This is a genomic window from Wocania arenilitoris, assembly GCF_021728535.1.
GTDB lineage: Bacteria > Bacteroidota > Bacteroidia > Flavobacteriales > Flavobacteriaceae > Wocania_A > Wocania_A arenilitoris.
The window spans coordinates 56,626-82,943 of the sequence record NZ_JAKKDU010000017.1 but is presented as its reverse complement, the minus strand read 5'-3'; the positions used below and the strand labels follow the sequence as shown (position 1 = coordinate 82,943).

Below are 26,318 nucleotides of genomic sequence, written 5' to 3'. Positions count from 1 at the left end.
TGGAACTAAATCATCATAACTGGGTGGTAAAAGACTTAACTGATCTTGGTTGTAGGTCTTAAAAATGACTTTTCTGCTCATCCTTAAAGTTAAGAATTTACTAGAAAATTTGCAAAAAAAAAGACTGCCTTTTCAGACAGCCTCTTTTTTTTATTATTTTTGCTTCAATGAAATGGCAACACGCACTTAAAGATTATCAATTATATTTAAAAATAGAACGCGGATTGTCTCAAAATTCTATAGATAGCTATTCGACTGATATTCAGAAATTAATTGCTTTTTTAGAAGAAAACAATATAAACTCATCCCCTATTTCTGTTACTTCTGAAGTTGTTCAGCAATTTATTTACGAAACTGCTAAACATGTTAATGCTAGATCCCAATCACGTATGATTTCTGGTTTACGAAGTTTTTTTAACTACTTAGTTTTTGAAGATTATAGAAAAAAAAATCCTCTTGAATTGATTGAATCTCCAAAAATTGGTAGAAAATTACCCGATACTTTATCTGAAGATGAGATAGACAAACTTATAAATGCCATCGATTTAAGTACACCTCAAGGAGAACGCAATCGAGCTATTTTAGAAACTTTATACGGCTGCGGATTACGTGTTAGTGAGTTGGTAAATCTAAAATTATCTGATTTGTTTTTTGATGAAGGCTTTATAAAAGTTACTGGAAAAGGTGACAAACAACGCTTTGTACCAATAGTGGCTGTAACACAAAAATATATTAATATTTATAGGAAAGAAGTTCGAAATCACATCAACATTCAAGCTGGTTTTGAAGATACTTTGTTTTTAAACAGACGTGGAAAACAATTAACCAGAGCTATGATTTTTACAATTATAAAACAATTAGCAGAAAAAGTTGGATTGAAAAAGAATATTTCTCCACACACATTCAGACACTCTTTTGCCACTCATTTATTGCAAAATAATGCTGATCTACGTTCAATTCAACTCATGTTAGGGCACGAAAGTATTACAACAACTGAGATTTATGTACATCTTGATAAAGGGCATTTAGCCGACGTGGTAGAAAAATATCACCCTAGAAAATAAGTAAACAGTCTTCTGCTGGCAGTAAGTTCAGCAATCAAAAATCGTTAATCGTTTTTCGTTAATACACTTCTATGGAATGTTTATAAATTAAAAAATCCAACTTACGCTGGATTTTTATATAATTCTATCTATAAGATTCCTGCCTTCGCAGGAATGACAAAGCTTACTTAGCAATATTAACGGCTCTAGTTTCTCGAATTACGGTAACTTTAACTTGTCCAGGATACGTCATGTCAGTTTGGATTTTTTGTGAAATATTGAACGATAAGTCTGCAGCTACGTCGTCATTTACTTTTTCACTTTCAACAATAACACGCAACTCTCTACCCGCTTGAATAGCATAAGCTTTTTTAACACCATTAAATCCAAAAGCAATATCTTCTAAATCTTTTAAACGCTGAATGTAACTATCTAGCACTTGCCTTCTTGCTCCAGGGCGCGCTCCTGAAATAGCATCACATACTTGAATAATTGGTGCTAATAGCGATTTCATTTCAATCTCATCATGATGCGCTCCAATAGCATTGCAAACATCATCCTTTTCATTATATTTTTCTGCCCATTGCATACCTAATATAGCGTGCGGAGTTTCCATATCAGCTTCAGCATCTGGCACTTTACCAATATCGTGCAGTAATCCAGCACGTTTTGCCAATTTGGGGTTTAAGCCTAATTCTGCTGCCATTACACCACAAAGTTTTGCAACTTCTCTTGAGTGTTGCAATAGGTTTTGACCGTATGATGAGCGGTATTTCATTCTGCCAACCGTCTTTATAAGTTCTGGGTGTAGATTGTGGATTCCTAAATCGATAACAGTACGTTTACCAACTTCTATAATTTCTTGCTCGATCTGTTTCTGTGTTTTCTTAACAATCTCTTCAATTCTAGCTGGATGAATTCTTCCATCGGTTACCAATTTATGAAGAGACAAACGTGCAATCTCTCTACGTACAGAATCAAAACATGACAAGATAATAGCTTCTGGTGTATCATCAACAATAATTTCAACACCTGTAGCTGCTTCTATGGCACGAATATTTCGACCTTCACGACCAATTATTCGCCCTTTAACATCGTCTGACTCAATATTAAAAACAGACACACAATTATCTACGGCTTCTTCAGTTCCTATACGCTGTATGGTGTTAATAATTATTTTTTTAGCATCTTGTTCAGCAGTCATTTTAGCTTCTTCAAGTGCTCCTTGAATATATGCCATAGCATCATTCTTAGCTTCTCCTTTTAAAGATTCAATCAATTGTTCTTTGGCTTCTTCGGCTGATAAACTAGAAATAACTTCTAATTGCTGTACTTGACTTTTATGAAGTTTCTCTAACTCGTCTTGCTTTTTATTAAGAATTTCTAATCTGTGATTATAATCCTTTTGCTTAGACTCAAGACTTGCATTTAGCTTTTTTTCTTTTGAGAGTTCGTTAGATATTTGAGACTCTTTATCTCGAATTCGCTTTTCGGCTTCAGCCATCTTCTTATCACGAGATAAAATAACTTTTTCGTGCTCTGCTTTTAGCTCGATAAACTTTTCTTTAGCTTGAAGAATTTTATCTTTTTTAATTGATTCTCCTTCAGAATTTGCTTCCTTTAATATGTTAGATGCAGATCTTTTTGCTTCTCTAATTAATTTTGAAGCCTTATTTTTTTCAAGCACTTTTGCGATAATAAATCCTAATATAAGACCTAATAATACGCCACCTGCTGTTAATATTATTGAATTAATTTCCATTTTGTTTGTTGGTTAGTATATAAAAAAAGCCTACACCAGTATAAAGTTTTGTATAAACTCCTTAAAAACAAGTTTAGGGCTAACAAGCTGATCAAGAATCTGCGACTAAGGCAGCATGCTTTTACAACTTAAACTCACCCTTTTTAAAGAATTAACGTTGAGTTTATCAAAAAAAATAACCAATGTAGGCAGTAACTTTTTAGTTTATTTTAAAGAACGTTTAAGAGACTAAATGCGAATGTAATAATTCATTTAAAGCGTTTAGCTTTTCTTCTACATGTTCGTTCACATTTGCTTTGTCAATAGATTTTTGTTCTACTTGAGAGGCAAACTGTAAAGCACACATAGCCAATACATCTTGCTTATCTCTTACAGAATAGCTTTGTTCAAATTGCTTAATCATAGCCTCAATTTTCTTAGCTGCCTTACGCAATCCTTCTTCTTGATTTGCTTCAATAGTTAAAGGATATACCCTATTAGCTATTGATAGCTTTATTTTAAGCTTTTCTGACATTTAATCTAGTTACATTAATCTGATAATTGAGCAATACAATGATCTATATCTCTAATTAATGCGTTTATTTTAAGCTTTGTTTCTCTCTTATTATCGTCACTACCAAGTATTGAGTTTGCTATTTTTAGTGCCTCATATTTTTCTTCCCAATTTGTTATTTGCAACTTATGGCTTTGAAGCTCTAGTTTGGAAACTTGCAATTCTTCATTCAATTTATAATTAGCTTGTTTTAAAAGCTCTAGCTTGTGTAATACTTTGCTAATTTTGTTTTCTAAAGAATCTACAATATCTTCAATACTACTCATTTACAAATTTCAATACTTATCACACAAAGTTAACATACCTAAGTTTAAATTACAATTGTTTTTTCATAATTTTTTTTAATTATTAGTTTATGCTAAAACCTTAACATTGGCTTGATTTTTGTTCAAAGCTTTGCGTATTCATATCAAATTAATATTTTAGCCTAATTACCAATCAAAATTAAACAAAGCCTTTAAATACCATTTTAAAATTTAATTGGTAACTCATATGCGATTAATCTTTTATATTTTTTTATTACTCTCAACAAGCTCTTTAGCTCAAAATAATTACCCACAAAATTATTTTAGAAGTCCATTAGATATTACTTTAGTTCTTTCTGGAACGTTTGCAGAGTTACGGTCTAATCACTTTCATTCTGGTTTAGACATTAAAACACAACAACGAACAGGTTTAAATGTGTACACCTCGGCTGGTGGTTTTGTAAGCAGAATTAAAGTCTCACATTTTGGCTACGGCAAAGCATTATACATTACTCATCCTAATGGCTATACCACAGTTTATGCTCATTTATTAAAGTTTTCGCCCAAAATTGAAGCTTATGTAAAAAACCATCAATACAAAAAAGAATCTTTTCAAATTGAATTGTTTCCTAATGCTGAAGACTTGAAAATTGAAAAGGACGAAATAGTTGCTTTAAGCGGAAATACTGGTGGCTCTGGAGGGCCACATTTACATTTTGAAATTCGCGACAAACAAGAAAGACCAATAAACCCCATGCTATTTGGCATTGATATAAAAGATTCGGTAAACCCAATAATATCTTCTATTTATGCATATCCGTTAGATGAAAATTCTTTTATAAATACATCGAATACTAAAAAGAAATTACGCATAATACCTTTAAAAAATGGTGATTACACTGTTGAAAATATTGAAGCATATGGTAAAATTGGTTTTGGTATTGAAACTATTGATAGACAAAATTTAGCCGCCAATAAAAATGGCGTTTATAACATTCAAACCTTTGTTAATGGCAATAAAAATTTCGAACTAGATTTTAAGCGTTTTTCGTTTAGCGAAACAAAAAACATTAACAAACTTATAGACTACGCACACTATAAAACAAAAAAAAAACGTATTCAAAAACTATTTAATCAAAACAATACACTAAGTATTTATAAAGAAGTATTAAATAATGGCATTTTAAACATAAAAGACAGTACATATTCTGTTTACAAAATAAAAGTTGGCGATTATAAAAAAAATAATACTTGGGCAACTGTAACCATAAAAGGAAGTAAAAGTGATACTAATAACATATCAACAAAAAAAACGACACCATATTTTATTAATAAAGAAGAAACCACCAATTTAAAAAAAGGAAAAGTCTCAGTTGATTTTTACAAAGACACGTTTTACGATAATTTTTATTTAGATTTTGATGTGAGCAATGATACCTTATCATTACACGAAGATATTATACCAACTAAAAAAAGCTTCAAAATTTCTTATGATGTAAGCGCATATTCTGATAAAGACAAAAGTAAATTATACATTGCCAAATTGTTGGGTTATAAAAAATTTCCTTCATATTCATCAACTAAAAGAAAAGATAATATATTAACCACATACTCTAAAACATTAGGTGAATTTGTATTAGCAACAGATACAATTAAACCAAAAATAACACCAATCAATTTTAAAAAAGGGCAATGGTTAAGCAACTTTAGATATTTAAAAATTAAGATAGATGATGAACTTTCTGGAATATCAAATTACAGAGCAACTGTAAATGGGACATGGATTTTAATGGAGTACGATTATAAAACAAAAACCTTAACACACGATTTTAATGATGGTATAATTACCGAAACTAAAAATAATTTAAAGGTAATTGTTACCGATAATGTTGGAAATAATTCTACTTTTGAAACTGTGTTTTATAGAAAATAAATTTTCTCGCTTTTGAATTCAAAATTTTCATTTACAGTAATTCTGTTTTTATTAAATATTACTTTAGGCTATTCTCAAACTGCAACTATTAAAGGTGTTATATTAAATAATGAAAATACACCCATTTCTAAAGTAAATATTAAAGCTGGCAATATTGGTACAGAAACTAATGAAAACGGTTTTTACACTTTAAACATTCCTGCAAACCAAAATATCACTATTAAATTCTCTCATCTAGTTTACAAAAAAATAAGCATCACTTTTAATCTTAAAAATGGTGAAACACGAGAGTTTAATCCAGTAATGAGTACTACCATAGAACAGATAAGCACTGTTGTAGTTTCTGGAAATCGTCGAAAAGATATTGAAGGTGTTACAACTTTAAAACCAGAAACCATAAGAAAAATCCCAGGAGCCAATGCTGGTGTTGAAAATTTATTATTAACACTTCCTGGAGTTAGTAATAATAACGAACTAAGCACACAATATTCTGTTCGTGGTGGTAATTACGACGAAAATTTGGTATATGTAAATGGTATAGAAGTGTATCGTCCTTTTTTAATTCGATCTGGCCAACAGGAAGGTTTAAGCTTTGTAAATACTGATTTGGTTCAGAACGTAGATTTTTCTTCAGGTGGATTTCAAGCTAAATATGGCGATAAATTATCATCCGTTTTAGATATTACCTATAAAAACCCTTATCAATTTGAAATTAACGCAGACTTAAGTTTATTAGGCGGTAGCTTTTCTATTGAAAACATAAGTAAAGACTCTAAGTTCTCAAGTATTGTTGGTTTGCGTTATCGTGATAATGAATTATTAGTAAATGCTAAAGAAACTGAAACCAATTATGATGCTGCTTTTGCAGACGCCCAAGCCTTTTTAACATATAAATTTACCGATAAATTTCATTTAAGCTTTTTGGGTAATATGTCGTTAAATAAATATGGTTACCAGCCACTAACACGACAAACTAATTTTGGCACACTTGCAGATCCGTTAGCTTTAGTTGTGTTTTATGAAGGGCAGGAAAAAGATCAATATCAAACCATTTTTGGAGCTTTTAAAGGCACTTATTTTGCAAACGATAATTTAACACTACATGCTATAGCTTCTACTTATCATACCACTGAAGAAGAGCATTTTGATATTTTGGCACAGTATCGATTGGGTGAAGTTAACACGAATATTGGTGATGAAAATTTAGGTGAAGTTGAATTTAGCGAAGGTATTGGAAGTCAATTAAATCATGGCAGAAACGATTTAGACGCATTAATAACTACAGTTGAACACAAAGGTGATTTAAAAATTAATGATAGCCGCATACAGTGGTCTATAAAATATAGCAACGAAGACATTCGTGACCGATTAGTAGAATGGGAAGTTATTGATTCTGCCGGATTTTCAATTAGGCCACCACATATTGATACATTTAACGAGCAACCTTACATGCCGTTTGAAGGTCCTATTAAACCGTTTCAAAACGTTCGAGCTACAAATAACACCAAAATAAACAGATTACAAGCCTACGCACAATGGAGCAAACGATCTGTTATAGGAATAAACGATGTTTGGTACAATGCTGGTGTTAGAGTGCATAATTGGTTAGTTAGTGGTGATGGTGTTTTATCTTCAAATCAAACTGTATTTAGTCCCCGAGCGCAATTCGCCATAAAACCCTATTGGGAAAAAGACATGCTTTTTAGAATTGCTGGAGGATTATATTATCAGCCACCCTTTTACAGAGAGTTGCGAGATGCTAACGGCGTTGTGCAACCCAATGTTAAAGCACAACAATCGTTTCATGTAGTATTAGGTAACGACTATAGTTTTAAAATGTGGGATAGACCTTTTAAATTAACTACTGAAGCGTATTACAAAGGTTTGAGAGATGTAAATCCATATACTTTAGAGAATGTTCGTATTCGTTATCGTGCTAATAATTCCGCGAAAGCGTTTGCTTACGGTTTAGATATGCGTTTGAATGGTGAGTTTGTACCGGGAACCGAATCATGGTTTAGTTTTGGATATTTAAAAACTGAAGAAAACATAAATAACCGTGGATATATTGCACGACCAACAGACCAGCGTTTAAAGTTTGCAGCGCTATTCCAAGATTATGTACCAAATATACCTAATATGAAAATGTATTTAAACTTGGTATTTAATACAGGTTTACCGGGTGGCTCACCTAGTTATGCAGACCCTTATGAGTATCAAAACAGGTTACCATCTTACAAAAGAGCAGATGTTGGTTTTCAATTTGTAATTGTTGACGATAAAAAACAATTTAACAGCGGTTGGAAAAAACCGTTTAAAGAACTCTCGTTTGGTGTAGAAATTTTTAATATTTTCGATGTGCAAAACTCCATTACAAATACTTGGGTTAGAGATGTATATAGTAAGCGTCAATATGCTATTCCTAACTTTTTAACACCTCGAGTATTTAACATTAGGACAACTATGAAATTTTAATGCTATAACCTAATGCTTATTGAATATTGCTTTTTGTTTTGTTATAGCCAACTTCAGCTTTGCCCAAAATAAAACCTTTAAAACTGGAAAGTCTACCACTAAAAAATATTATACCGAAATCCCCTATGAAAATGCAAATGGCAAACTCATAATACCTGCAAAGATTAACAACGCTTGTATCGCTTTATTTTTGATACTGAAGCTTCTAACTTAATTTCTTCAACTTTGATGAAAGAAATAAGCAGTAATAATACCAATTACACATTAAATGAGCTAAAAAGTGTTTGCATGATTTTTGATTATAAATAATCGATATTATGATTTCATTGTTTAAGCCGCATTATTCATCGCCGCTAGAATTTTGAATAGGATTCAGATTTTGATTTTATAATTTTGCTTTTGTCTGATTTTTTTGGAAAATTTACTCTACTTTCAAAAGCTTTACTGGGGTATTTTCTTTGTTTTTAGAACAAAAAAAGACGTTTTTTACTACAAGACATAGCAATTCCCAAGGTTGTTAATTTATACAAACAACAACCGTTACTGTGTCATGAGTTCTCTAAATAAATCTTTGTACACAAAAGCTTTGGACAAGCTATTGGAGTTGCTATCTTTATCAGGACACAAAATTTAAGAGTGTTTGTTGCAAAACAAATATTTTAGAAACACGAAAACGAAAAAACGTATTTACACAAAGGAGTTTAAAGATGAAGCAGTACTTCTAAGCTATCATCGCGCTAACATTAAAGAGTTAGCAAATGAACTAGGCATAAAAGTAGAGCGCATATACAAATGGCGTACCGACCAAAAAAATAAGGAATTAGGCACATCCATTTCATTAAAATCAGAAAATCATGAATTTAAACAACTCAAAAAAGCACTTAAAAACCCAGAGTTAGAACTTGAAATATTAAAAAAAGCCGTTCACATTTTCTCCAAGAACGATGGGGAATCTATCAATTTATAGGCATGTATAGAGAAAAATATCCTGTTGAGAAAATGTGTAAAGTTTTACAAGTAAGCCGAAGTGGCGATTACAACTGGTTTAATGGCAAGCCAAGCAAACGCACTTTAGAAGATGAACAGTTATTAAAAGCTATTAAAAAGGAGTTCGATTTAAGTAAGCAAACCTATGGAAGCCCAAAAATAACAGAAGCATTACAAAAAAAAAGGATGAAATGTATCTAGAATACGAGTTGCTAAATTAATGCGTTTGAATAACTTAAAAATTAAAGTAAAAAAGAAACACAAAGTAACTACAGATTCTAATCATAAAAAAAACAAATTACTAGAAGTTTATTCATTGTGAGTTAGTTTAGTTATAAATATAAAAAAAACCGCTACAAATAAATGTAACGGTTTTTATTAATTTTATGTAAATGCTTTATATGTCGTCAAAGTCAATATCAGTAAAGCTCTCAGGAGTTTTTAATTCATCTTCAGTTACAGGAAGCTCATTGTTATATTCTTTTTTAAAGTCTTTTTGATGACGCTCGCTAATAACTTCATCTCCTTTTTCTTGAATAATATAGTCAGTCATTTCAGCTAAAATAGACTTGAATTCAGAAAAATCTTCTTTATAAATATAGATTTTATGCTTTTTGTAATGATAGGATCCATCATCATTTGTAAACTTTTTACTTTCGGTAATAGTAAGATAATAATCTTCAGCTTTTGTTGCTCTTACGTCAAAAAAATAGGTGCGTCTTCCTGCTCGTAGTACTTTTGAAAAAATCTCTTCTCTCTCCATCATGTCATTATTATTCATAATTATTTAGAAATTTGTTTAGTAGTCTGTTATTTGTATCAAAAATCTAAAAAAATAGCATATTAACCAACAAATATTGGTTTTTCTTTTTTTTTAAGCAAATTTTTAATGCGTTTAAATGGAATAATAAAAAGGTGTATATAGTTAAAATTCAGTTAGTTTGCTTGATTTTCGAGATTAAAAACTCTGATAAATCTAGAAATATAAATTAGTTTACTTAGAGTCTGATTCGCTAATTTGCTTTAAATATAAATCTTTGTAGTAGCCATTTACATTAACTAGTGTTTCATGTGTGCCTTTTTGCACAACCTTACCATCTTTTAAAACAATAATTTTATCGGCATTTTTAGCTGACGATGCTCTGTGGCTAACAATAATAGTCGTTTTACCTTTTGTTAGCATGTTTAAATTTTTAAGAATTTTTTCTTCAGTTTCAGTATCAACAGCTGATAAACAATCATCAAATAATAGAATTTTAGGCGATTTAATAATGGCTCTTGCAATAGATACGCGCTGCTTTTGCCCACCAGAGAGTGTAATACCGCGTTCGCCTAAAACGGTGTTATAACCTTCATTAAATTTTATGATGTTTTTATGTACTTGTGCGTTTTTTGCAGCTTCAATAACATCATCTTCGGTAGCATCTTCTTTACCAAATCTTATATTATTTTTTATTGAATCTGAAAACAAAAAAGCATCTTGTGGAACATAACCTATACTGTTTCTTAAATCGGTAAGATTAAGTTGATTTATTTCTGTTTTGTTAATCTGTATTGAGCCCGCATCAACATCATATAATCGTCCTATTAAATCTAAAATAGTAGATTTTCCTGAGCCTGTTTTACCTAAAATAGCTAGTGTTTCTCCTTCATTAATATTGAAACTCACATTTTTTAAAGCTTGAATGTTGGTATCATCATATGTAAATGATACATTGTTAAAAGCTATATCTCCCGTAATTTTTGTATGATTGCTAATAGTGTTTTTTATTTCGGGTTCAATTTTTAAAAATTCGTTAATTCTTTTTTGAGAAGCCTCAGCTTGTTGCACAATTGATGTTACCCAGCCAACAGTAGCTACAGGCCACGTGAGCATGTTTACGTATATTATAAATTCTGCAATAGTACCTAAACTGTCTATTTCGCCATTTATGTATTGCATACCACCTATGTAAATTACCAACAAATTACTGGTGCCAATTAGTAAAATCATCATCGGAAAAAACAAGGCTTGTACTTTAGTTAAACTAATCTGTTTTTCTTTACTAATAGCCGAAAGGGTTTCAAAATTGGTTGCTGTTAAAGGTTCAATTCCGTATGCTTTTATTACTGAGATACCACTAAAAGATTCCTGAGTATACGTTGAAAGTTTAGATAAATACTCTTGCACAATAGTACTACGTTTATGTATTTCTCTACTTAATTTATAAATTATTATAGATAATATGGGTAGCGGAGTCAATGTATAAAATGCTAATTTTGGTGCTTCACTAAACATATAAATTAGCACAATTACAAAAAGTGTAATCGTGTTAATACTATACATTAATGCTGGACCAGCATACATACGTACACGACCAACATCTTCGCTTATTCTGTTCATTAAATCACCTGTCCTATTTTTTTTATAGAAGTTTAGCGAAAGTTTTTGGTACTGACCATATATTTCATTTTTTAAGTCAAACTCTATATAGCGAGATACGTTTATTATAGTTTGACGCATAAAAAAAGTAAGTATGCCACCAATTAGTGCAGCTCCAATTATATATATTATTATCTCTGTTAACTCTGCTTTAAAAATGTTTTCGGTAATTTCACCTTCTAAAGCCTTCTCTACAACCACGAATATTTTTTTTACATATCGTGGTGTATAAAGCAAAAAAAATCTGGCTATAATTGTAATTATTGCACCAATAATAAGATGTGTTTTATATTTTAAAAAGTATTTATTTAAATGCCGAAGTTCCTTCATTTATAAATATAAGGGTTGCTTTATTTTTTGAAGAAGCAAAGATAAAGGATTAAAACCATTAATTGGTTTAAGTTTAAACTTCTCATTGTTAAATAAAGCCTAATTAATTAGTTAAATAATATGAAGCATTTTTTTAAAATAGTATTATTTTTGCATAACGAAATGATTTGTATGATTTTCGTTTTTTAATTTAAAGTTCTTTGTAATGATGCTAAACAGAAGACATATTCGTGTAAAGGTAATGCAAACATTGTACGCTTTTAAAGGAGGAGAAAGTGACGATTTTAGTAAAGAGCAGAAATTTTTACTGTTTAGTATAGATAACATGTACAACTTGTACTTGTTGTTAGTGGCGCTACTTATTGAAGTACAAAAAAGAGCCCAAAGTGATTTACAGAAAAAGCAAAAAAAGCATTTAGCTACTAAAGAAGATAAAGATCCTAACCGCAAGTTTGTTAACAATGAAGTATTACAAAAGCTAAGCAGTAATACGCAACTTAAAAGCCAATTAGAAACTTACAAAATAACCAATTGGAATTTAGATAGCGAGTATGTAGATATTATATTTAAAGCCATTATTTCTAGTGACTTGTATAAAGACTACATGCAAACTAAAGTATCTGATTTTAAAGAGGATAAAGATTTTATAATCGATATTTTTAAAGAAGTTATAGCACCTAATGATAAACTTTACGATTATATGGAAGATAAAAACCTTACTTGGTTAGACGATCTTCCAACAGTAAACACGACCATTTTAAAGTTATTGCGAAAAGTTAAAGCCTCATCTTCTGAAAATCATTTTACACCAAATTTATATAAAGATGCAGAGGATAAACAGTTTGCTATTGATTTGTTTAAAAAAACACTTTTAAATCAAACAAAAATAAATAAAGAGATTGAATTTAAAACACTAAATTGGGATGCCGATAGAATTGCTAACATAGATTATATACTGCTTCAAATGGCAATAAGTGAGTTGCAACATTTTTCTTCAATTCCAGTAAAAGTTACAATTAATGAGTACTTAGAAATAGCCAAAGAATACTCGACACCAAAAAGCAGCATTTTTATTAATGGTATTTTAGATAAACTGGTAAAAGAATATGTTGCCAATGGAAAATTGAATAAAATTGGGCGTGGTTTAATGTAGTTTAATAAGGGTATTAACTGTTAAGAAACTAATAAAAGTTTTTAATCGATTAAATAATTACTATTTTTACAAACCAAATCATAAAATAAATTAAAATGAAAAAAGTAATATTAGGATTTGCAACATTGTGTTTAATTGCCTTTACATCATGTAAAGAGAATGCCGCTAAGAAAATTGAAGAAAGTAATTTAACAGCTGCAGCACAAAGAGATGCAGTATCTTCAAAATTCCCAAAATTAGAGTTTGACAAAACCGTACACGATTTTGGCGAAATTGAAGCAAAAACTCAGGTTGAAACCGTATTTAAATATACAAATACTGGTGAGGCTCCTTTAGTAATCACAGATATTAAAAGTACTTGTGGTTGTACAGTGCCTAAAGATTGGAGTAGAGAGCCTTTAGCAGCAGGAGAATCTGGACAGTTTACTGTAAAGTTTAATGGTAGCGGACAAAATAAAGTATCGAAAGCTATAACAGTTACAGCAAATACAGAGAAGGGAACAGAAATGGTAAAAATTACAGCGTTTGTAAAACCAGATCCTAATGCTCCTGCAACTCCTGTTACAAATCAACCAGCAGCAGCACCAATACTAAATTCGTCTGCTCAAAAAGTTAAATCAAGTACAAGACCAGGGCACGAAGGCCATAATCACGACTAAAAATTAAATTATAATGGGAGAAGGAATGGGGCAATTTATGCCTTTTGTATTAATGTTTGTAGTCATATACTTTTTTATGATTGCACCACAAATGAAACGTGCTAAAAAAGAAAAGAAGTTTGCTGCTGAGTTAAAACGAGGTGACAAAGTAATTACTAAAAGTGGCATGCATGGTAAAGTTTTAGAGCTAAACGATAAAGACGGTAGCTGTGTTATAGAAACCATGTCTGGAAAAGTAAAGTTTGAGCGTTCTGCTATTTCAATGGAAATGAGTACAAAACTAAATGCACCAGTAAAAACTAAGTAATTACTCTTTTTTACAAGATTAAGAAGCTTCTAATTTAGAAGCTTTTTTTATTAAACTATTTTAAACCTTAAACCCAAAACCAACAAACTAACAATTCTTGTATTTGTCGTTTAAGCCAATACCTTGTAATATCATTAACTTAATTTTTTCTAAACATCTTTGTTTGGTAGCTTCTCGTTTTGCCGAACTAATATACTCGCAATATTCGCGTTATTTGTAAGGCGATAAATTTTCAAAGCTAGTTCTTAGGTCGTTTGTCAAAACTGCTTGCAATTCAATAGGTATAACAGTTTCTTTTTTTCTTCGGTCTGGTTTAATTTCTTTTCCTAGTTTTTGGTTTTCAATAGCTTCTTTTACGTATGCTAAAACTATGTTTTTATCAATCTCGCTAACCGATTCAAAGCGCATTTGCCTAAGCGCTTTTGTTTTTTCTTCTTGAGCGTTTACTAAAAGGTTGTGCTCGTCTTTTAAAAACACACCATTAAAAAACCAGATACCAAAATGTTTTTTAAAGGCTCCTAAACCAATCACGTTTTTATTGTTTAAAGTATAAACAGGCGCACTCCATTTTACAGTTTCTTCAAGTTCGGTAGAATTTATGATTTTTCGTAAAATGCTTAAAGCTTCGCCAAAATGAGCATTTTCTTCAATGTATTCTTCAACGGAGTATATTTTTTTCATTGATTTGTTTTTTGAAGGGTTGTTAATTGTTTGTATATGATTTCGTTGCGTGTTTCAGCAACTAAATTTAGCAAATACAAACCGAATAGAAAATCCACAAGGATTTTTGTAAGTAGTCTAAAACTAGTAATAAATTATAAACGGTGTTAGCAACTGGCTTTGTTTTTCTTATTTCGGAAAATGAAAAAACATTAATTCAATTTGAATAACTTTTTTAGAATCTTCAGGAAGAGTAAATTCATAGCTAAATGATGATTCATAACTTTCATTAACAAATCTTTTAAAATTTGCATGTTTTTTAATTTCTTTTTTTGCAGTTTCCATAACGCTAGTTATCTCATTTTGATTTACAAACATCATTAAGGCTGTTTTTGAGTCACGATGAGTTAAATAACCTAATAATTGGTCAATAGCAGATAAAAGACTTTTTTTTCCTTTCCAAAACTTACATTCTGCAACAAATAGGTTAGTTCCGTCATTTGCATATTTGAGTAAAATATCTGTTTTCCCCTTTTTATTAAAAGCTTCTCCAACACCAGTAGTTGAATCATATCTTGTCTCAAGAAATAGTAAAAAAACATCTCTTAAATCTTCTTCGTGTTTTTCTTTATATAAAGATTGTTTTCTTTCTATCGATTTACCAACATTATAAATTATTTCTTTGATGTCATTGTAAACTTGTTCTTTTAAGTAAGGTGTTATGTCTTTTCTTTTCGAAGTTTCTGAAACGGGTTTTGGAATGTTTTTTCTAACTATTGGTTTTGATGCTACAAAAGAGTCAGAATGCGGATTTACATTCAATCCTATAGCCTTCATAAAATCCATTTTTTCAGAAACCACTCCTTTTCGGTTTTCAATAAGTTTTGTTATTAGTTGCGACAGACCTTTGTTCCAAGGTTCTATTTCGCTATTTATTCTTGGGATATTTCTATTCAATTCTGATTTTATATTCGAAACAGCAGAATTAAATTTTGAAGTGTCTAAATTATCAAGAGTTATAGTTGCTGTTATATCACTTCTGTTAATGTTAACACCTTTATCTAAGTGCACAATTCCAGAAGTAGATAGAAAACAGTCAAATAATTCTCTTTATCCGTTAAATGGAATTTTTACAAAAATTTCAAAAACTTTTTGTTCGTAAGTTTGTCCCCAATGATTTTGAATATTTCGAGTTGTCTCTTTAGGTTTTGAGGGAATTGGCTCAAGTAGTTCAATCGGTTGAACTGAATATTTTGATTCAAGGTTTTCTGTTAGAACATACAAGTCAGTTGAATCAGTAATTTCTAATAAATCTATTTCCTTTGAAAGTACTTTTCTTATGTTACTTATGTAGTCAGATAAAAAATATTTGTTGAATACGTTTCCTCTCATGGTTTTTATTTCAGCTTATTGCCAATGCACAGATAAAGTTCCATTTTCAATGAACTTTATCGGATGTTACTGAAACAAGTTCAGCACAGGTAAACAAAGTTATCATTTTTTTTCTGACAAAGTCAAGTAGGTTTTAAATAATAAAAACACACTTTTAGTTATAATCTAACCCTTGTTCACTTTTTTTAACAGACTCCAACCATTCAACCAAATCAGCTTTTAAATTTTTAGCTATTTCCGGAAATTCTTCAATAATATTTTCTTTTTCAGATTTATCATTTAATATATCGTAAAGTTCAAAATGTTCTAATTTTTTATCGCCTATTAATTTATATTGGTCTGTTACCCAAGACACATGCGGATTACAAATAAATCCAATTGGTTTTTCTCTTTCTTTATTGCTTTCATTAAGCACATTTAAAAGACTTACACCATCAAATGGTCTTTTATTAGGATAATTTATGTTTAAAATGTCAAGTATGGTTGGCATATAATCACTTGTAACAGCAGGATAATCAATTCTTTTGCCACCATCTATGGTATTCTTCCAAATAACAAAGGCAGGAACTCTTATACCACCTTCGTACAAACTTCTTTTTCGCCCTCTAAAAATATTAGCACTACCTGGAGTTTTTAATTCAGGACCATTATCACTACAAAAAAAGATAATGGTTTCTTTTTCAATGCCAGATGACTCTAAGGTTTCCCATAGTTTACCAATTTGTTTGTCCATTGCAGAAATAGAGCCGTAATATAGTTGTTTATCTAAATCCAAATTACTGTATTTACTACGTTGTAAGCTATCGCTAACCACTGGTAGATGTGGTGTATGAAACCAAATTGTAGAAAAGAATGGTTTCTCTTTTTTAATTGAATTTTGAATGAATGGAATAACACGATCCATAATAATTCGTGAATTTTCTCCTTTTAAATTGGTAGTTTCTTTTTGGTTATCTCCTTTCCAATATGCGGTACCGTATTGCTTTGTAGAGTCATGGTTTTTTATAGCACTCCAGCCATAGCGCATACTTTCCCCTTTTTTAAATGTGTTAGGATACAACATAGGATCGAAAGTAGGTACTTTTGATTCGGTACAGAAAAAATAATCATATCCGTGTTCGGTAGGTATTGTATAGTGCTTGTTAAATTTTTCTCTTCCACCTCTGTTGGCATCAAGCGTTGATTTTGTTAATGTACCTAAATGCCATTTACCAAAATGACCGGTTGAATATCCTTCCTTTTTTAAAATTTCTGGAATGGTTATTTCTTCATCTTTCATATGACCAGAATTAGCATAAGGAATTTCCATTCTTAATGGGTTTCGCCCTGTAATAACACTAGCTCTTGTTGGCGAGCAAACCGCTGAAGCTGAATAAAACCTATCGAAAATAACGCCATTAAAGGCTAAATTATCTAGATGTGGTGTTTTTATTTCTGTATTTCCATTAAACCCTGCATCGTACCATCCTTGGTCATCAGTCATAATTAATATAATGTTTGGTCTTTTATCTGGTGTTTTACATGAAGAAATCAATATTACCGCAAGTATAAATAGTTTCGTTATTTTATTCATGGATTTTAATTTTTCTTGAAGTTTACAACAACTTTTATAGGATAAATATACTACGATAAATGAATGTAGCTTAAATAATGCAATTACTTTTCTGTTTAATTAAACGAAAACGCTAAAATACTTTTACTACTAGTTTGTTAACAACTACCATTTAAATAACCAAAAACTTATTCTAAAATAACTATTTAAATTTTGTAAATTTGCCTGCGTTTATAAGCGCAACATGACAACAACTACAAAATACATATTCGTAACAGGCGGTGTTACATCATCTCTAGGAAAAGGCATTATTGCCGCTTCTTTAGCTAAATTACTACAAGCTCAAGGATATAGAGTTACCATTCAGAAACTAGATCCATACATTAATGTAGATCCTGGAACTTTAAATCCTTACGAACACGGTGAATGTTATGTAACCGAAGATGGCGCTGAAACCGATTTAGATTTAGGACATTACGAGCGTTTTTTAAACGTACCAACAAGTCAAGCTAATAACGTAACTACAGGACGTATTTACCAAAGTGTCATTCAAAAAGAACGAAAAGGAGAGTTTTTAGGTAAAACAGTTCAAGTTGTACCACATATTACAGACGAAATAAAGCGTCGTGTTCAACTTTTAGGAAAATCTGGCGATTACGACATTGTAATTACCGAAATAGGAGGAACAGTTGGTGATATTGAATCTTTACCATATATAGAAGCTGTGCGTCAATTACGTTGGGATTTAGGTGATAATAACGGTATTGTAATTCATTTAACATTAGTGCCTTATTTATCTGCCGCAGGGGAATTAAAAACAAAACCAACGCAACATAGTGTAAAAACATTAATGGAAAGTGGTGTACAAGCCGATGTTTTAGTTTGCAGAACAGAGCATGATTTACCTAATGATTTGCGTCGTAAACTAGCCTTGTTTTGCAATGTGAGGGAGGAAGCCATTATACAATCTATTGATGCATCTACCATATACGATGTACCTAATTTAATGTTAGAAGAAGGTCTAGATAAAGTAGTTCTTAAAAAATTAGGATTAAAGGGTACTACTCCAGATATCACACAATGGAATCAATTTTTAACACGTCATAAAAACCCAAAATCTGAGATTACTATCGGGTTAATTGGTAAATATGTTGAATTGCAAGATTCGTATAAATCTATATTAGAAGCTTTTATTCACGCTGGCGCGGAAAATGAAGTAAAAGTAGAAATTGAATCAATACATTCTGAGTACATTAACGACGATAATGCTAAATTAAAACTATCGCATTTAGATGGTGTTTTAGTTGCACCTGGTTTTGGTGAGCGCGGTATTGAAGGTAAAATTAATGCTGTTAAATACGTAAGAGAAAATAATATACCATTTTTTGGAATTTGTTTAGGTATGCAAATGGCAGTAATTGAGTTTGCTCGAAATGTTTTAAATATCACTGATGCTGATTCTACCGAAATGAATGCTACTACAAAAAACCCAGTGATAGATTTAATGGAAGAACAAAAAAGTATTACTGATAAAGGTGGTACAATGCGTTTGGGGGCATGGGCATGCGATTTAAAAATGGGGAGTAAAGTTAGCGATATTTACAAAACTGAAACCATTAGCGAGCGTCACAGACACCGTTATGAGTTTAATAGCATTTATAAAGACCAAATAGAAGCTGCTGGTATGGTTGCAACGGGTTTAAATCCTGATACTGGTTTGGTAGAAATAGTAGAAATACCTGATCACCCTTGGTTTGTTGGTGTACAATATCACCCAGAATATAAGAGTACAGTTGCAAATCCGCACCCATTATTTGTGGCATTTGTAAAAGCCGCTTTAAAAAACCATAAAAAGAAAAAAGGTGCCAGTATGGCACAAAATTAAAATTGGATAGCTTTTTGTTTATCCAGTAATCGTTATAATCAATAATATACTGTCATATCTAAGCATAGTCAAAATATCTCAAAAAAAAAAAGATACATTGAGGCATTTGGAATGACACAAACTAAAATATGGAAGAAAAGAAATTAGACATAAATTCAATTATAGGTTTTGTACTTATTTTTGGAATTATGATGTTTTGGCTTTGGCAAAACCAACCAACACCAGAAGAATTAGAGGCTCAAGAAAAAGCAAAACAAGAACAAGTTGAAGCTGAAACAAAATCTAATGAAGCAACAATACAAAGTAAGGTAACTACAGCAGAAGATTATAATGTGCCTGCAGTTTCAGATTCTATTCAACAATTAACTTTAAAAAATAAACATGGAGATTTTGCTTATGCATTTTCCATATCAAAAGAATCTGATAAAGAAACTGTTGTAGAAAGTGATTTATTAGCTTTAAAATTTAGCAATAAAGGGGGTTATTTATCAGAAGTTAGATTAAAAAAGTTTGTTAGGTTTGATTCGCTTCCTGTGTATTTAATAAAAGATAATAATGCAGCTTTCAATATAAATTTCGGAACAACAGATAACAGAATTCGTAATACCAAAGATTTGCCATTTCAACCTACAGTAACAAAAAATGGTGATGTTACAGTAGTTTCAATGAAGTTAAAAGTATCGGATTCTAAATTTTTAGAATATAGATATGAGATTAAAGAGAACGATTACATGATAGATTTTTCTATTCGTTCTCAAGGCTTAAGCAATGTTATAAATAGCTCTCAAGCCATAAATTTAGATTGGAATTTAAAGACTTTGCGTAATGCTAAAAGTATTTCTTATGCAAAAAGATATACCGATATTCATTACGAATATGAAGGTGATAAAGACGATTATACAGGTATGTCTGACTCTGAAGAAGATGAACAAGATGTCTCTTGGATAGGGTATAAGCAACACTTCTTTTCATCTATATTACTTACCGATTCTCCTTTTAAATCAGTTAACTTTAAAGTTAAAAATTTAGTTGAAGATGAAACCATTGATACTGTTTATATTAAAAGCTTTGCTACAAAAATGCCGTTAGAATTACAAGGGGGCGAGCTTAATAAAGCCATGGATTGGTACTACGGTCCAACAGATTATAAAATCTTAAACTCTTATAATAGAAATCTAGATGAAATTGTACCATTAGGTTGGGGTATTTTTGGATGGATAAATAGATACTTGTTTATTCCATTATTTGGATTTTTAAGTGGCTTTTTACCTTACGGTATAGCAATTATTGTTATGACGGTATTGATAAAATTAGCAATGTCTTTTGTGCAGTATAAGCAGTTTTTGTCTCAGGCTAAAATGAAAATTCTAAAACCAGAATTGGATGCTATAAGAGAAAAGCATAAAGACAATAAAATGAAAGCGCAGCAGGAAACTATGGCGTTGCAAACCAAAGCAGGAGCTAGTCCTATGGCAGGTTGTTTACCAGCATTAGTGCAGTTGCCAGTATTTTATGCCTTGTTTCAATTTTTTCCATCAGCTTTTGATTTACGTCAAAAAAGCTTCCTTTGGGTAAAAGATTTATCGTCTTATGATACTATTGCTAATCTTCCATTTAATATTCCGTTTTATGGCGATCATGTTAGTTTATTTCCAATATTAGCATCTATAGCCATATTCTTTTATATGCGATTAACGACAGGGCAAAATATGCAATCACAACCACAGCAAGAAGGTATGCCAGATATGGCTAAAATGATGAAGTACATGATGTATTTCTCGCCAATCATGATGCTCTTTTTCTTCAACAACTACGCCTCAGGTTTAAGTTTGTATTACTTTATTTCTAACTTAATTAGTATTGGAATTATATTGGTTATTAAGAATTACATTCTTGATGAGGATAAAATTCATGCACAAATACAAGAGAATAAAAAGAAACCTAAAAAAGAAAGTAAGTTCCAAAGAAAAATGAAAGACATGATGGAACAAGCCGAAAAACAAAAACAGGCACAACAAAAGCGCAAGTAATATAATTGTTGCTTGTTATAATCTGTTTCGATAGTTATCGGTACGATTTCAGATTCACATAACAAACTTTAAAAGCTGTCATTAATTTTGGCAGCTTTTTTGTAATACCAATTCTGCGTTGAAATCACTGAAAAGAAAATGATGATTTTTTTCTTTATGCAAAAGATAAAAATAAGGCATAGCCTTAGTTACGGTTTCTTTTTCTCTTGAATCAGAAAGGGAAAAAGGGCGTTTTATTAAGGTGTTTTCAATGCAGAATTGGTATAGTATACAAATTGAAATATTTTTTCGTTAGTATTTATAAATCATTCAAAATGAAACATTTCTTAATTTATTTTTTATCATTTTTTGCATCACTAATCTTTGCTCAAAACATCAATCAATTTGATGCCAACGGGAAGCGTCATGGTATTTGGAAAAAAACATTTGAGGACACTAATGTTTTAAGATATGAAGGCGAATTTTATCATGGAAAAGAAATTGGGCTATTTAAGTTTTATAAAAACATAAGAAAAAAAGCTGTTTTAACTGCAACAAAAAAGTTTAGTAAAGATAATAACATAGCCTATGTTACTTTCTTATCCTCAAGAGGAAAGTTGATTAGTGAAGGTAAGATGGATGGTAAAAAGTATATAGGCGAATGGAAATATTATCAAAATCGTAACGATAATTTACTCACTTTAGAATATTACAATGATGAAGGTCATTTAGATGGAGAGCGTTTTGTATACTATGAAAACGGCCAAATTGCTGAAAAACAACGCTATAAAAATGGAAAACTATATGGTGCTTCTGTTTGGTATTCAGAAGATAATGTGGTGATAAAAGAATTTATTTACGTGAATGGAGAACTGGATGGCGCATCAAAGTACTATAATCCAAAAGGAGAGCTGATTACAGAAGGACAATATAAAAAAGGTAAAAAGCATGGTATTTGGAAATACTATGAAAATGGTGAATTAATTACAGAAAAAGATTTTACTTATAGACCTAAGTATATTAAAAACAAGCAATAAAAAAAAGACTGCCCTCTCAGGCAGTCTCCTTTTTCATAGACAAGCTTTTTCCCATTGTCTACAAAATCTAACAATCAAACTAAACTAACCAAACTAATTTAAATTTTAATATTTTAATTATGGTGGAATGCAACTTTAAAGATAGTTTTTGGTTATACAATTTTTAATTTCACATCAACAGCGGTAATGTTTTAAATTGTATGCATCAATTAAAGTTGCTTTTTAACCCACCATGTATTGCGCTGTTTTTTTGTTTTTTAATTACTTGGTAATAAAACTTTGTTTACTACATGAATAACACCGTTACCTGCTTGCACATCAACATCAACTATTCCTATGTCTGCGTTCCCAGCACCATCAGTTATATCAGCTATATTATCACCAGTTCCTGGTAATGTCACAGTTATGTTATCTCCTTGTAAGCTTGCAGCAACTGTATCTCCATCTACATTTAAGTTTCCAGATCTTACGTTGTTATCACCAATTACATGATGTAATAATACCTGAGTTAATACAGATTCTTCAGGAATACTTGCTAAAGCATCAAACGCTGCATTAGTAGGAGCAAATACTGTAAAATTAGGATTAATTCCATCACCATTCATGCCTTCAGTTCTTGATAATACTGATACAAAATCAGTATCTGGAGTTAATGTTGTTAATGCCGTAACTAAAGTTGAAAAGTTAGGGTCAGCAGCAGCAAATGTTACAACTGTTGGGATACCTATTACAGCATCAACAGCATGAATAATCCCGTTGCTTGCCACAACATCTGCTCTAGCAACAGAAGAAACTCCATTAAATCTAACACCATCACTTGTGTTATAGTATAAGCTTAAGTTACTCATTCCTGGTCCAGTAGCACTTGTAGTAGTATATCCAGCAACACCTGCAACTAAATCTGTAGACATAGTTACACCATCCAATACATGATTTAATAATATGTTAGATAAAGCATCAGTTGGTACATCAGCTAGAGCAGCCCCATCTAAGAATGCGGTAAACGCATCATTATCTGGTGCTAATACAGTAAAAGGTCCGGCTCCGCTTAATACATTTACTAAATCGCCATCTGCAGCTCCTAAGGCAGCAACCAAACTTCCAAAGCTTGAGTTTGCAAGCGCGTGGTCTACTACGGTTGGTAATCCTATTACTTTATCAACAATATGAACTACACCATTTGTAGCTTCAACATCAGCAGCTGAAACTGTTGAAATTCCATTAAACGTTACACCACTCGATGTATCGAAATAAATACTCATATCATTACCGCCTGCACCTGTTGCCATTGTTGAAGCGTAACCTGCACCTGCAGTTGTTAAATCTGTAGACATAACACTACCATCAATAACATGGTTTAAAAGTACTTGTGCTAATACATCAGTTGGAATATCTCCAAGTGACCCAAAATTGTTATCGGCTAAAAATGCTGCAAAGGCTTCGTTTGTTGGAGCTAATACAGTTAAAGGGTCTTCTCCAGATAGTGCATCCACTAAACCTGCAGCTTGTACTGCATCATATAATATACTCAGATTGGGAGTGTTGTATGCTTTACTAACCAGGTTTTCAGGTAACTTAGGTAAAACCACTTTGTCAATTACGTGTATAACTCCGTTAGCAGCTTGTACATCAGTAACTATAATGCTACTTACTCTTCCGTTAGAATCTGTTAATCTTGCTCCGCCAGTAACATCGGCTGTAATATCTCCACCTAAAGTTCCAACCATCATATCATCTGATAAACCTGCAGCTAAAACATTAGCTCCAGCAACGGCATGTAAATCTAATGTTGCTTTAAGCGTAGGTTCATCAATGTCTCCTAAAGATGATGCTCCAAGTTCACCTAGTAAACTCACAAAGGCATCATTAGTTGGTGCAAATACGGTAAATGGAGCCGGTGCAGTTCCACTTGGAGTTGAAAGCGTAGTAACATAATCAAATGTTAAATCACCTCTTGTTAACGCTTGTACTAATATTGAAAAAGTATTATTATCCGCTAAAGCAAAGTCTACAACGGTTGGTAAACCAATAACACCATCAACTATGTGTACTACACCATTAGATGCATCAATATCTGCAGTTATTACATCAGATACACCATTTAAATTAACACCTGCCTCAGTGTTTATATAAATACTCAAATTATTACTAGAAGATGCTTCTGTTGCTAAAGTTTTACCATATCCAGTAGATAAACTAGATGATTTTAAATCTCCTTCGATAACATGATTTAGTAAAACTTGACTTAACACATCTTCTGGCACATCATCCAAACTAGCGAATCCATTGTCAGATAAGAATTTATCAAACGCTGCATTTGTTGGTGCAAATACAGTAAGTTGCCCATCACCATTTAATGCATCCACAAGGTTTGCACGTTGTAATGCAGCAACTAAGCTACTTAAATCTGGACTAGCTAATGCTAATTCTACAATGTTTGATTGTACTTTAAACTGTGTTGGATTATCATCATCACTACATGAGAATCCTAATACTACTATTAGAGTAAGCAGAACTACTTTTTTTAATGCTGTTAATGTTTTCATTTTTAAAGGGTTTTTATTTTGTTTAACAAATTTAAATAAAAGTTAAACATAAATCCAAATTTTGTTCAATATTTTTTTAAAAAAACTAAACAAAATGTATTTCGTCGATGTTTTCGTGTATTCTTAAAAACTCAAAATATCTTTATTTATACTTATCTTTGTAGTCAATTTTCAATTATGAAACGAGTAATAATAGGACTTTCTGGAGGTGTTGACTCAAGCGTTGCTGCTTATTTGTTAAAACAGCAGGGTTATGAGGTTATTGGCTTGTTTATGAAAAATTGGCATGACGATTCTGTAACTATTTCAAATGAATGCCCTTGGTTAGATGATAGTAATGATGCGATGTTGGTTGCCGAAAAGTTAGGAATTCCGTTTCAAACAGTCGATTTAAGTGAGCAATACAAAGAGCGTATAGTAGACTATATGTTTAATGAATATGAAAAAGGAAGAACACCAAACCCAGATGTGCTGTGTAACAGAGAAATTAAGTTTGATGTGTTTATGAAGATAGCTTTAGAACTGGGAGCAGACTTTGTAGCAACTGGCCATTATTGTAAAAAAGGAACAATTGAAAAAGATGGAAAAGAAATTTATCAATTACTTGCAGGGGTTGATGGCAATAAAGATCAATCATACTTTTTATGTCAATTATCACAGCAACAATTGGCTAAATCGTTATTTCCAATTGGTGAATTAACCAAACCAGAAGTAAGAGAAATTGCATCTAAACTAGATTTGGTAACAGCCGAAAAAAAAGATTCTCAAGGATTATGTTTTATAGGAAAAGTAAAATTACCTGATTTTCTTCAACAACAATTAAAGCCTAAAGAAGGTGTTATTGTTGAGGTTTCTAAAGAACAAGAAGTATTTAAAGAATTGGATACAGAATTTCAATCTGAAGAAGATAAACTAAAATACTTATCAAGAAAAATCGACTATAGAATTAACGATGGTAAAATAGTAGGAAAGCACCAAGGCGCACATTATTATACCAAAGGACAACGTAAAGGTCTTGGTGTAGGAGGAAATGTTGAACCTTTATTTGTAATTGATACCGATGTAGAAGAAAACATAATTTATGCCGGACAAGGAAAAGAGCACCCTGGATTATTAAAAAAAGCTTTATTTGTAACTAATGAAGAATTACATTGGATTCGTGAGGATTTGTCTTTAAAAGTAGATGAAACCATGCAGGTAGATGCTAGAATTCGCTATCGTCAACCTTTGCAAAAAGCAACTTTGCATAAAGTTGATGGTGGTTTGTATGTTGAGTTTGAAGCTTTTCAATCTGCTATTACCGAAGGTCAATTTGTAGCTTGGTATATAAATGATGAGTTAATAGGTTCTGGAGTCATTTCGTAAATT

The 26,318-nt window shown here is 31.4% G+C and carries 22 protein-coding genes and 1 other RNA gene; 12 read left to right on the top strand and 11 right to left on the bottom strand.

What is annotated here, in order from left to right; all coding sequences use genetic code 11:
• Positions 1–167 precede the first annotated feature (167 nt).
• Positions 168–1,064, top strand: coding sequence for a site-specific tyrosine recombinase XerD (gene xerD / locus L3X37_RS13410; RefSeq protein WP_237240674.1), 897 nt, complete (start codon positions 168–170; stop codon positions 1,062–1,064).
• Between the two features lie 163 nt (positions 1,065–1,227).
• On the opposite strand, the gene rny is transcribed toward xerD, so the two are convergent.
• The 4 genes from rny to L3X37_RS13390 form a co-directional block, all read right to left on the bottom strand.
• A complete protein-coding gene (rny, locus tag L3X37_RS13405; protein ID WP_237240673.1) occupies positions 1,228–2,805 on the bottom strand; it encodes a ribonuclease Y in 1,578 nt (525 codons plus the stop codon).
• A 54-nt stretch (positions 2,806–2,859) separates the two neighbouring features.
• A non-coding RNA gene (gene ssrS / locus L3X37_RS13400) (6S RNA) lies at positions 2,860–2,968 on the bottom strand.
• 57 nt (positions 2,969–3,025) lie between these two features.
• Positions 3,026–3,319: a cell division protein ZapA gene (locus L3X37_RS13395; RefSeq protein ID WP_237240672.1), complete on the bottom strand. Its 294-nt coding sequence runs from the start codon at positions 3,317–3,319 to the stop codon at positions 3,026–3,028.
• A gap of 14 nt (positions 3,320–3,333) precedes the next feature.
• Positions 3,334–3,624: a coiled-coil domain-containing protein gene (locus L3X37_RS13390; protein WP_237240671.1), complete on the bottom strand. Its 291-nt coding sequence runs from the start codon at positions 3,622–3,624 to the stop codon at positions 3,334–3,336.
• 226 nt (positions 3,625–3,850) lie between these two features.
• On the opposite strand from L3X37_RS13390, the gene L3X37_RS13385 reads away from it, so the two are divergent.
• From L3X37_RS13385 to L3X37_RS13370, 4 genes are all read left to right on the top strand, one after another.
• Positions 3,851–5,536 carry a M23 family metallopeptidase gene (locus L3X37_RS13385; protein ID WP_237240670.1) on the top strand — a complete coding sequence of 562 codons (1,686 nt, stop codon included), beginning with the start codon at positions 3,851–3,853 and terminating at the stop codon, positions 5,534–5,536.
• Positions 5,537–5,548: 12 nt separating this feature from the next.
• Positions 5,549–8,011: a TonB-dependent receptor gene (locus tag L3X37_RS13380; RefSeq protein WP_237240669.1), complete on the top strand. Its 2,463-nt coding sequence runs from the start codon at positions 5,549–5,551 to the stop codon at positions 8,009–8,011.
• A 640-nt stretch (positions 8,012–8,651) separates the two neighbouring features.
• Entirely contained in the window at positions 8,652–8,978 is a 327-nt protein-coding gene (locus L3X37_RS13375) for a transposase (protein WP_237240668.1), read from the top strand.
• 2 nt (positions 8,979–8,980) lie between these two features.
• Positions 8,981–9,199 carry an IS3 family transposase gene (locus L3X37_RS13370; RefSeq protein WP_237240667.1) on the top strand — a complete coding sequence of 73 codons (219 nt, stop codon included), beginning with the start codon at positions 8,981–8,983 and terminating at the stop codon, positions 9,197–9,199.
• 196 nt (positions 9,200–9,395) lie between these two features.
• Here L3X37_RS13370 and L3X37_RS13365 read toward each other — a convergent pair whose 3' ends face one another.
• Both L3X37_RS13365 and L3X37_RS13360 read right to left on the bottom strand, forming a co-directional pair.
• Entirely contained in the window at positions 9,396–9,779 is a 384-nt protein-coding gene (locus L3X37_RS13365; protein ID WP_237240666.1) for a PUR family DNA/RNA-binding protein, read from the bottom strand.
• A gap of 213 nt (positions 9,780–9,992) precedes the next feature.
• Positions 9,993–11,750: an ABC transporter ATP-binding protein gene (locus L3X37_RS13360; RefSeq protein ID WP_237240665.1), complete on the bottom strand. Its 1,758-nt coding sequence runs from the start codon at positions 11,748–11,750 to the stop codon at positions 9,993–9,995.
• A 205-nt stretch (positions 11,751–11,955) separates the two neighbouring features.
• Here L3X37_RS13360 and nusB point away from each other — a divergent pair, with 205 nt between their 5' ends.
• From nusB to yajC, 3 genes are all read left to right on the top strand, one after another.
• A complete protein-coding gene (nusB, locus tag L3X37_RS13355; protein ID WP_237240664.1) occupies positions 11,956–12,903 on the top strand; it encodes a transcription antitermination factor NusB in 948 nt (315 codons plus the stop codon).
• A gap of 95 nt (positions 12,904–12,998) precedes the next feature.
• Positions 12,999–13,562 carry a DUF1573 domain-containing protein gene (locus L3X37_RS13350; RefSeq protein ID WP_237240663.1) on the top strand — a complete coding sequence of 188 codons (564 nt, stop codon included), beginning with the start codon at positions 12,999–13,001 and terminating at the stop codon, positions 13,560–13,562.
• 13 nt (positions 13,563–13,575) lie between these two features.
• A complete protein-coding gene (gene yajC / locus L3X37_RS13345) occupies positions 13,576–13,869 on the top strand; it encodes a preprotein translocase subunit YajC (protein WP_237240662.1) in 294 nt (97 codons plus the stop codon).
• A 210-nt stretch (positions 13,870–14,079) separates the two neighbouring features.
• Here the strand turns inward: yajC and L3X37_RS13340 are convergent, their stop codons facing one another.
• The 4 genes from L3X37_RS13340 to L3X37_RS13325 all read right to left on the bottom strand — a co-directional run bounded on the left by L3X37_RS13340 (position 14,080) and on the right by L3X37_RS13325 (position 17,494).
• Entirely contained in the window at positions 14,080–14,550 is a 471-nt protein-coding gene (locus L3X37_RS13340) for a DUF1801 domain-containing protein (protein ID WP_369409904.1), read from the bottom strand.
• Between the two features lie 168 nt (positions 14,551–14,718).
• Complete coding sequence (locus tag L3X37_RS13335; RefSeq protein ID WP_237240661.1) at positions 14,719–15,600, bottom strand: hypothetical protein; 882 nt, start codon at positions 15,598–15,600, stop codon at positions 14,719–14,721.
• A 39-nt stretch (positions 15,601–15,639) separates the two neighbouring features.
• Positions 15,640–15,921, bottom strand: a complete 282-nt coding sequence (locus L3X37_RS13330) for a hypothetical protein (RefSeq protein ID WP_237240660.1) — start codon at positions 15,919–15,921, stop codon at positions 15,640–15,642.
• A gap of 154 nt (positions 15,922–16,075) precedes the next feature.
• Positions 16,076–17,494, bottom strand: a complete 1,419-nt coding sequence (locus L3X37_RS13325) for a sulfatase family protein (RefSeq protein ID WP_237240659.1) — start codon at positions 17,492–17,494, stop codon at positions 16,076–16,078.
• Between the two features lie 223 nt (positions 17,495–17,717).
• Between L3X37_RS13325 and pyrG the strand changes: the two genes are divergently transcribed.
• From pyrG to L3X37_RS13310, 3 genes are all read left to right on the top strand, one after another.
• Entirely contained in the window at positions 17,718–19,358 is a 1,641-nt protein-coding gene (gene pyrG / locus L3X37_RS13320) for a CTP synthase (protein ID WP_237240658.1), read from the top strand.
• Between the two features lie 128 nt (positions 19,359–19,486).
• A complete protein-coding gene (yidC, locus tag L3X37_RS13315; protein WP_237240657.1) occupies positions 19,487–21,388 on the top strand; it encodes a membrane protein insertase YidC in 1,902 nt (633 codons plus the stop codon).
• Between the two features lie 314 nt (positions 21,389–21,702).
• Complete coding sequence (locus tag L3X37_RS13310) at positions 21,703–22,404, top strand: toxin-antitoxin system YwqK family antitoxin (protein ID WP_237240656.1); 702 nt, start codon at positions 21,703–21,705, stop codon at positions 22,402–22,404.
• Between the two features lie 257 nt (positions 22,405–22,661).
• Here L3X37_RS13310 and L3X37_RS15340 read toward each other — a convergent pair whose 3' ends face one another.
• Complete coding sequence (locus L3X37_RS15340; RefSeq protein WP_304956513.1) at positions 22,662–24,950, bottom strand: fasciclin domain-containing protein; 2,289 nt, start codon at positions 24,948–24,950, stop codon at positions 22,662–22,664.
• A 177-nt stretch (positions 24,951–25,127) separates the two neighbouring features.
• On the opposite strand from L3X37_RS15340, the gene mnmA reads away from it, so the two are divergent.
• Positions 25,128–26,315, top strand: a complete 1,188-nt coding sequence (mnmA, locus tag L3X37_RS13295) for a tRNA 2-thiouridine(34) synthase MnmA (RefSeq protein ID WP_237240655.1) — start codon at positions 25,128–25,130, stop codon at positions 26,313–26,315.
• Positions 26,316–26,318 lie beyond the last annotated feature (3 nt).

Coding starts and splice junctions, on each gene's coding strand:
- xerD (WP_237240674.1), top strand. CDS start 168: ATGAAATGGCAACACGCACTTAAAGATTATCAATTATATTTAAAAATA.
- rny (WP_237240673.1), bottom strand. CDS start 2,805: ATGGAAATTAATTCAATAATATTAACAGCAGGTGGCGTATTATTAGGT.
- L3X37_RS13395 (WP_237240672.1), bottom strand. CDS start 3,319: ATGTCAGAAAAGCTTAAAATAAAGCTATCAATAGCTAATAGGGTATAT.
- L3X37_RS13390 (WP_237240671.1), bottom strand. CDS start 3,624: ATGAGTAGTATTGAAGATATTGTAGATTCTTTAGAAAACAAAATTAGC.
- L3X37_RS13385 (WP_237240670.1), top strand. CDS start 3,851: ATGCGATTAATCTTTTATATTTTTTTATTACTCTCAACAAGCTCTTTA.
- L3X37_RS13370 (WP_237240667.1), top strand. CDS start 8,981: ATGTATAGAGAAAAATATCCTGTTGAGAAAATGTGTAAAGTTTTACAA.
- L3X37_RS13365 (WP_237240666.1), bottom strand. CDS start 9,779: ATGAATAATAATGACATGATGGAGAGAGAAGAGATTTTTTCAAAAGTA.
- L3X37_RS13360 (WP_237240665.1), bottom strand. CDS start 11,750: ATGAAGGAACTTCGGCATTTAAATAAATACTTTTTAAAATATAAAACA.
- nusB (WP_237240664.1), top strand. CDS start 11,956: ATGATGCTAAACAGAAGACATATTCGTGTAAAGGTAATGCAAACATTG.
- L3X37_RS13350 (WP_237240663.1), top strand. CDS start 12,999: ATGAAAAAAGTAATATTAGGATTTGCAACATTGTGTTTAATTGCCTTT.
- yajC (WP_237240662.1), top strand. CDS start 13,576: ATGGGAGAAGGAATGGGGCAATTTATGCCTTTTGTATTAATGTTTGTA.
- L3X37_RS13340 (WP_369409904.1), bottom strand. CDS start 14,550: ATGAAAAAAATATACTCCGTTGAAGAATACATTGAAGAAAATGCTCAT.
- L3X37_RS13330 (WP_237240660.1), bottom strand. CDS start 15,921: ATGAGAGGAAACGTATTCAACAAATATTTTTTATCTGACTACATAAGT.
- L3X37_RS13325 (WP_237240659.1), bottom strand. CDS start 17,494: ATGAATAAAATAACGAAACTATTTATACTTGCGGTAATATTGATTTCT.
- pyrG (WP_237240658.1), top strand. CDS start 17,718: ATGACAACAACTACAAAATACATATTCGTAACAGGCGGTGTTACATCA.
- yidC (WP_237240657.1), top strand. CDS start 19,487: ATGGAAGAAAAGAAATTAGACATAAATTCAATTATAGGTTTTGTACTT.
- L3X37_RS13310 (WP_237240656.1), top strand. CDS start 21,703: ATGAAACATTTCTTAATTTATTTTTTATCATTTTTTGCATCACTAATC.
- L3X37_RS15340 (WP_304956513.1), bottom strand. CDS start 24,950: ATGAAAACATTAACAGCATTAAAAAAAGTAGTTCTGCTTACTCTAATA.
- mnmA (WP_237240655.1), top strand. CDS start 25,128: ATGAAACGAGTAATAATAGGACTTTCTGGAGGTGTTGACTCAAGCGTT.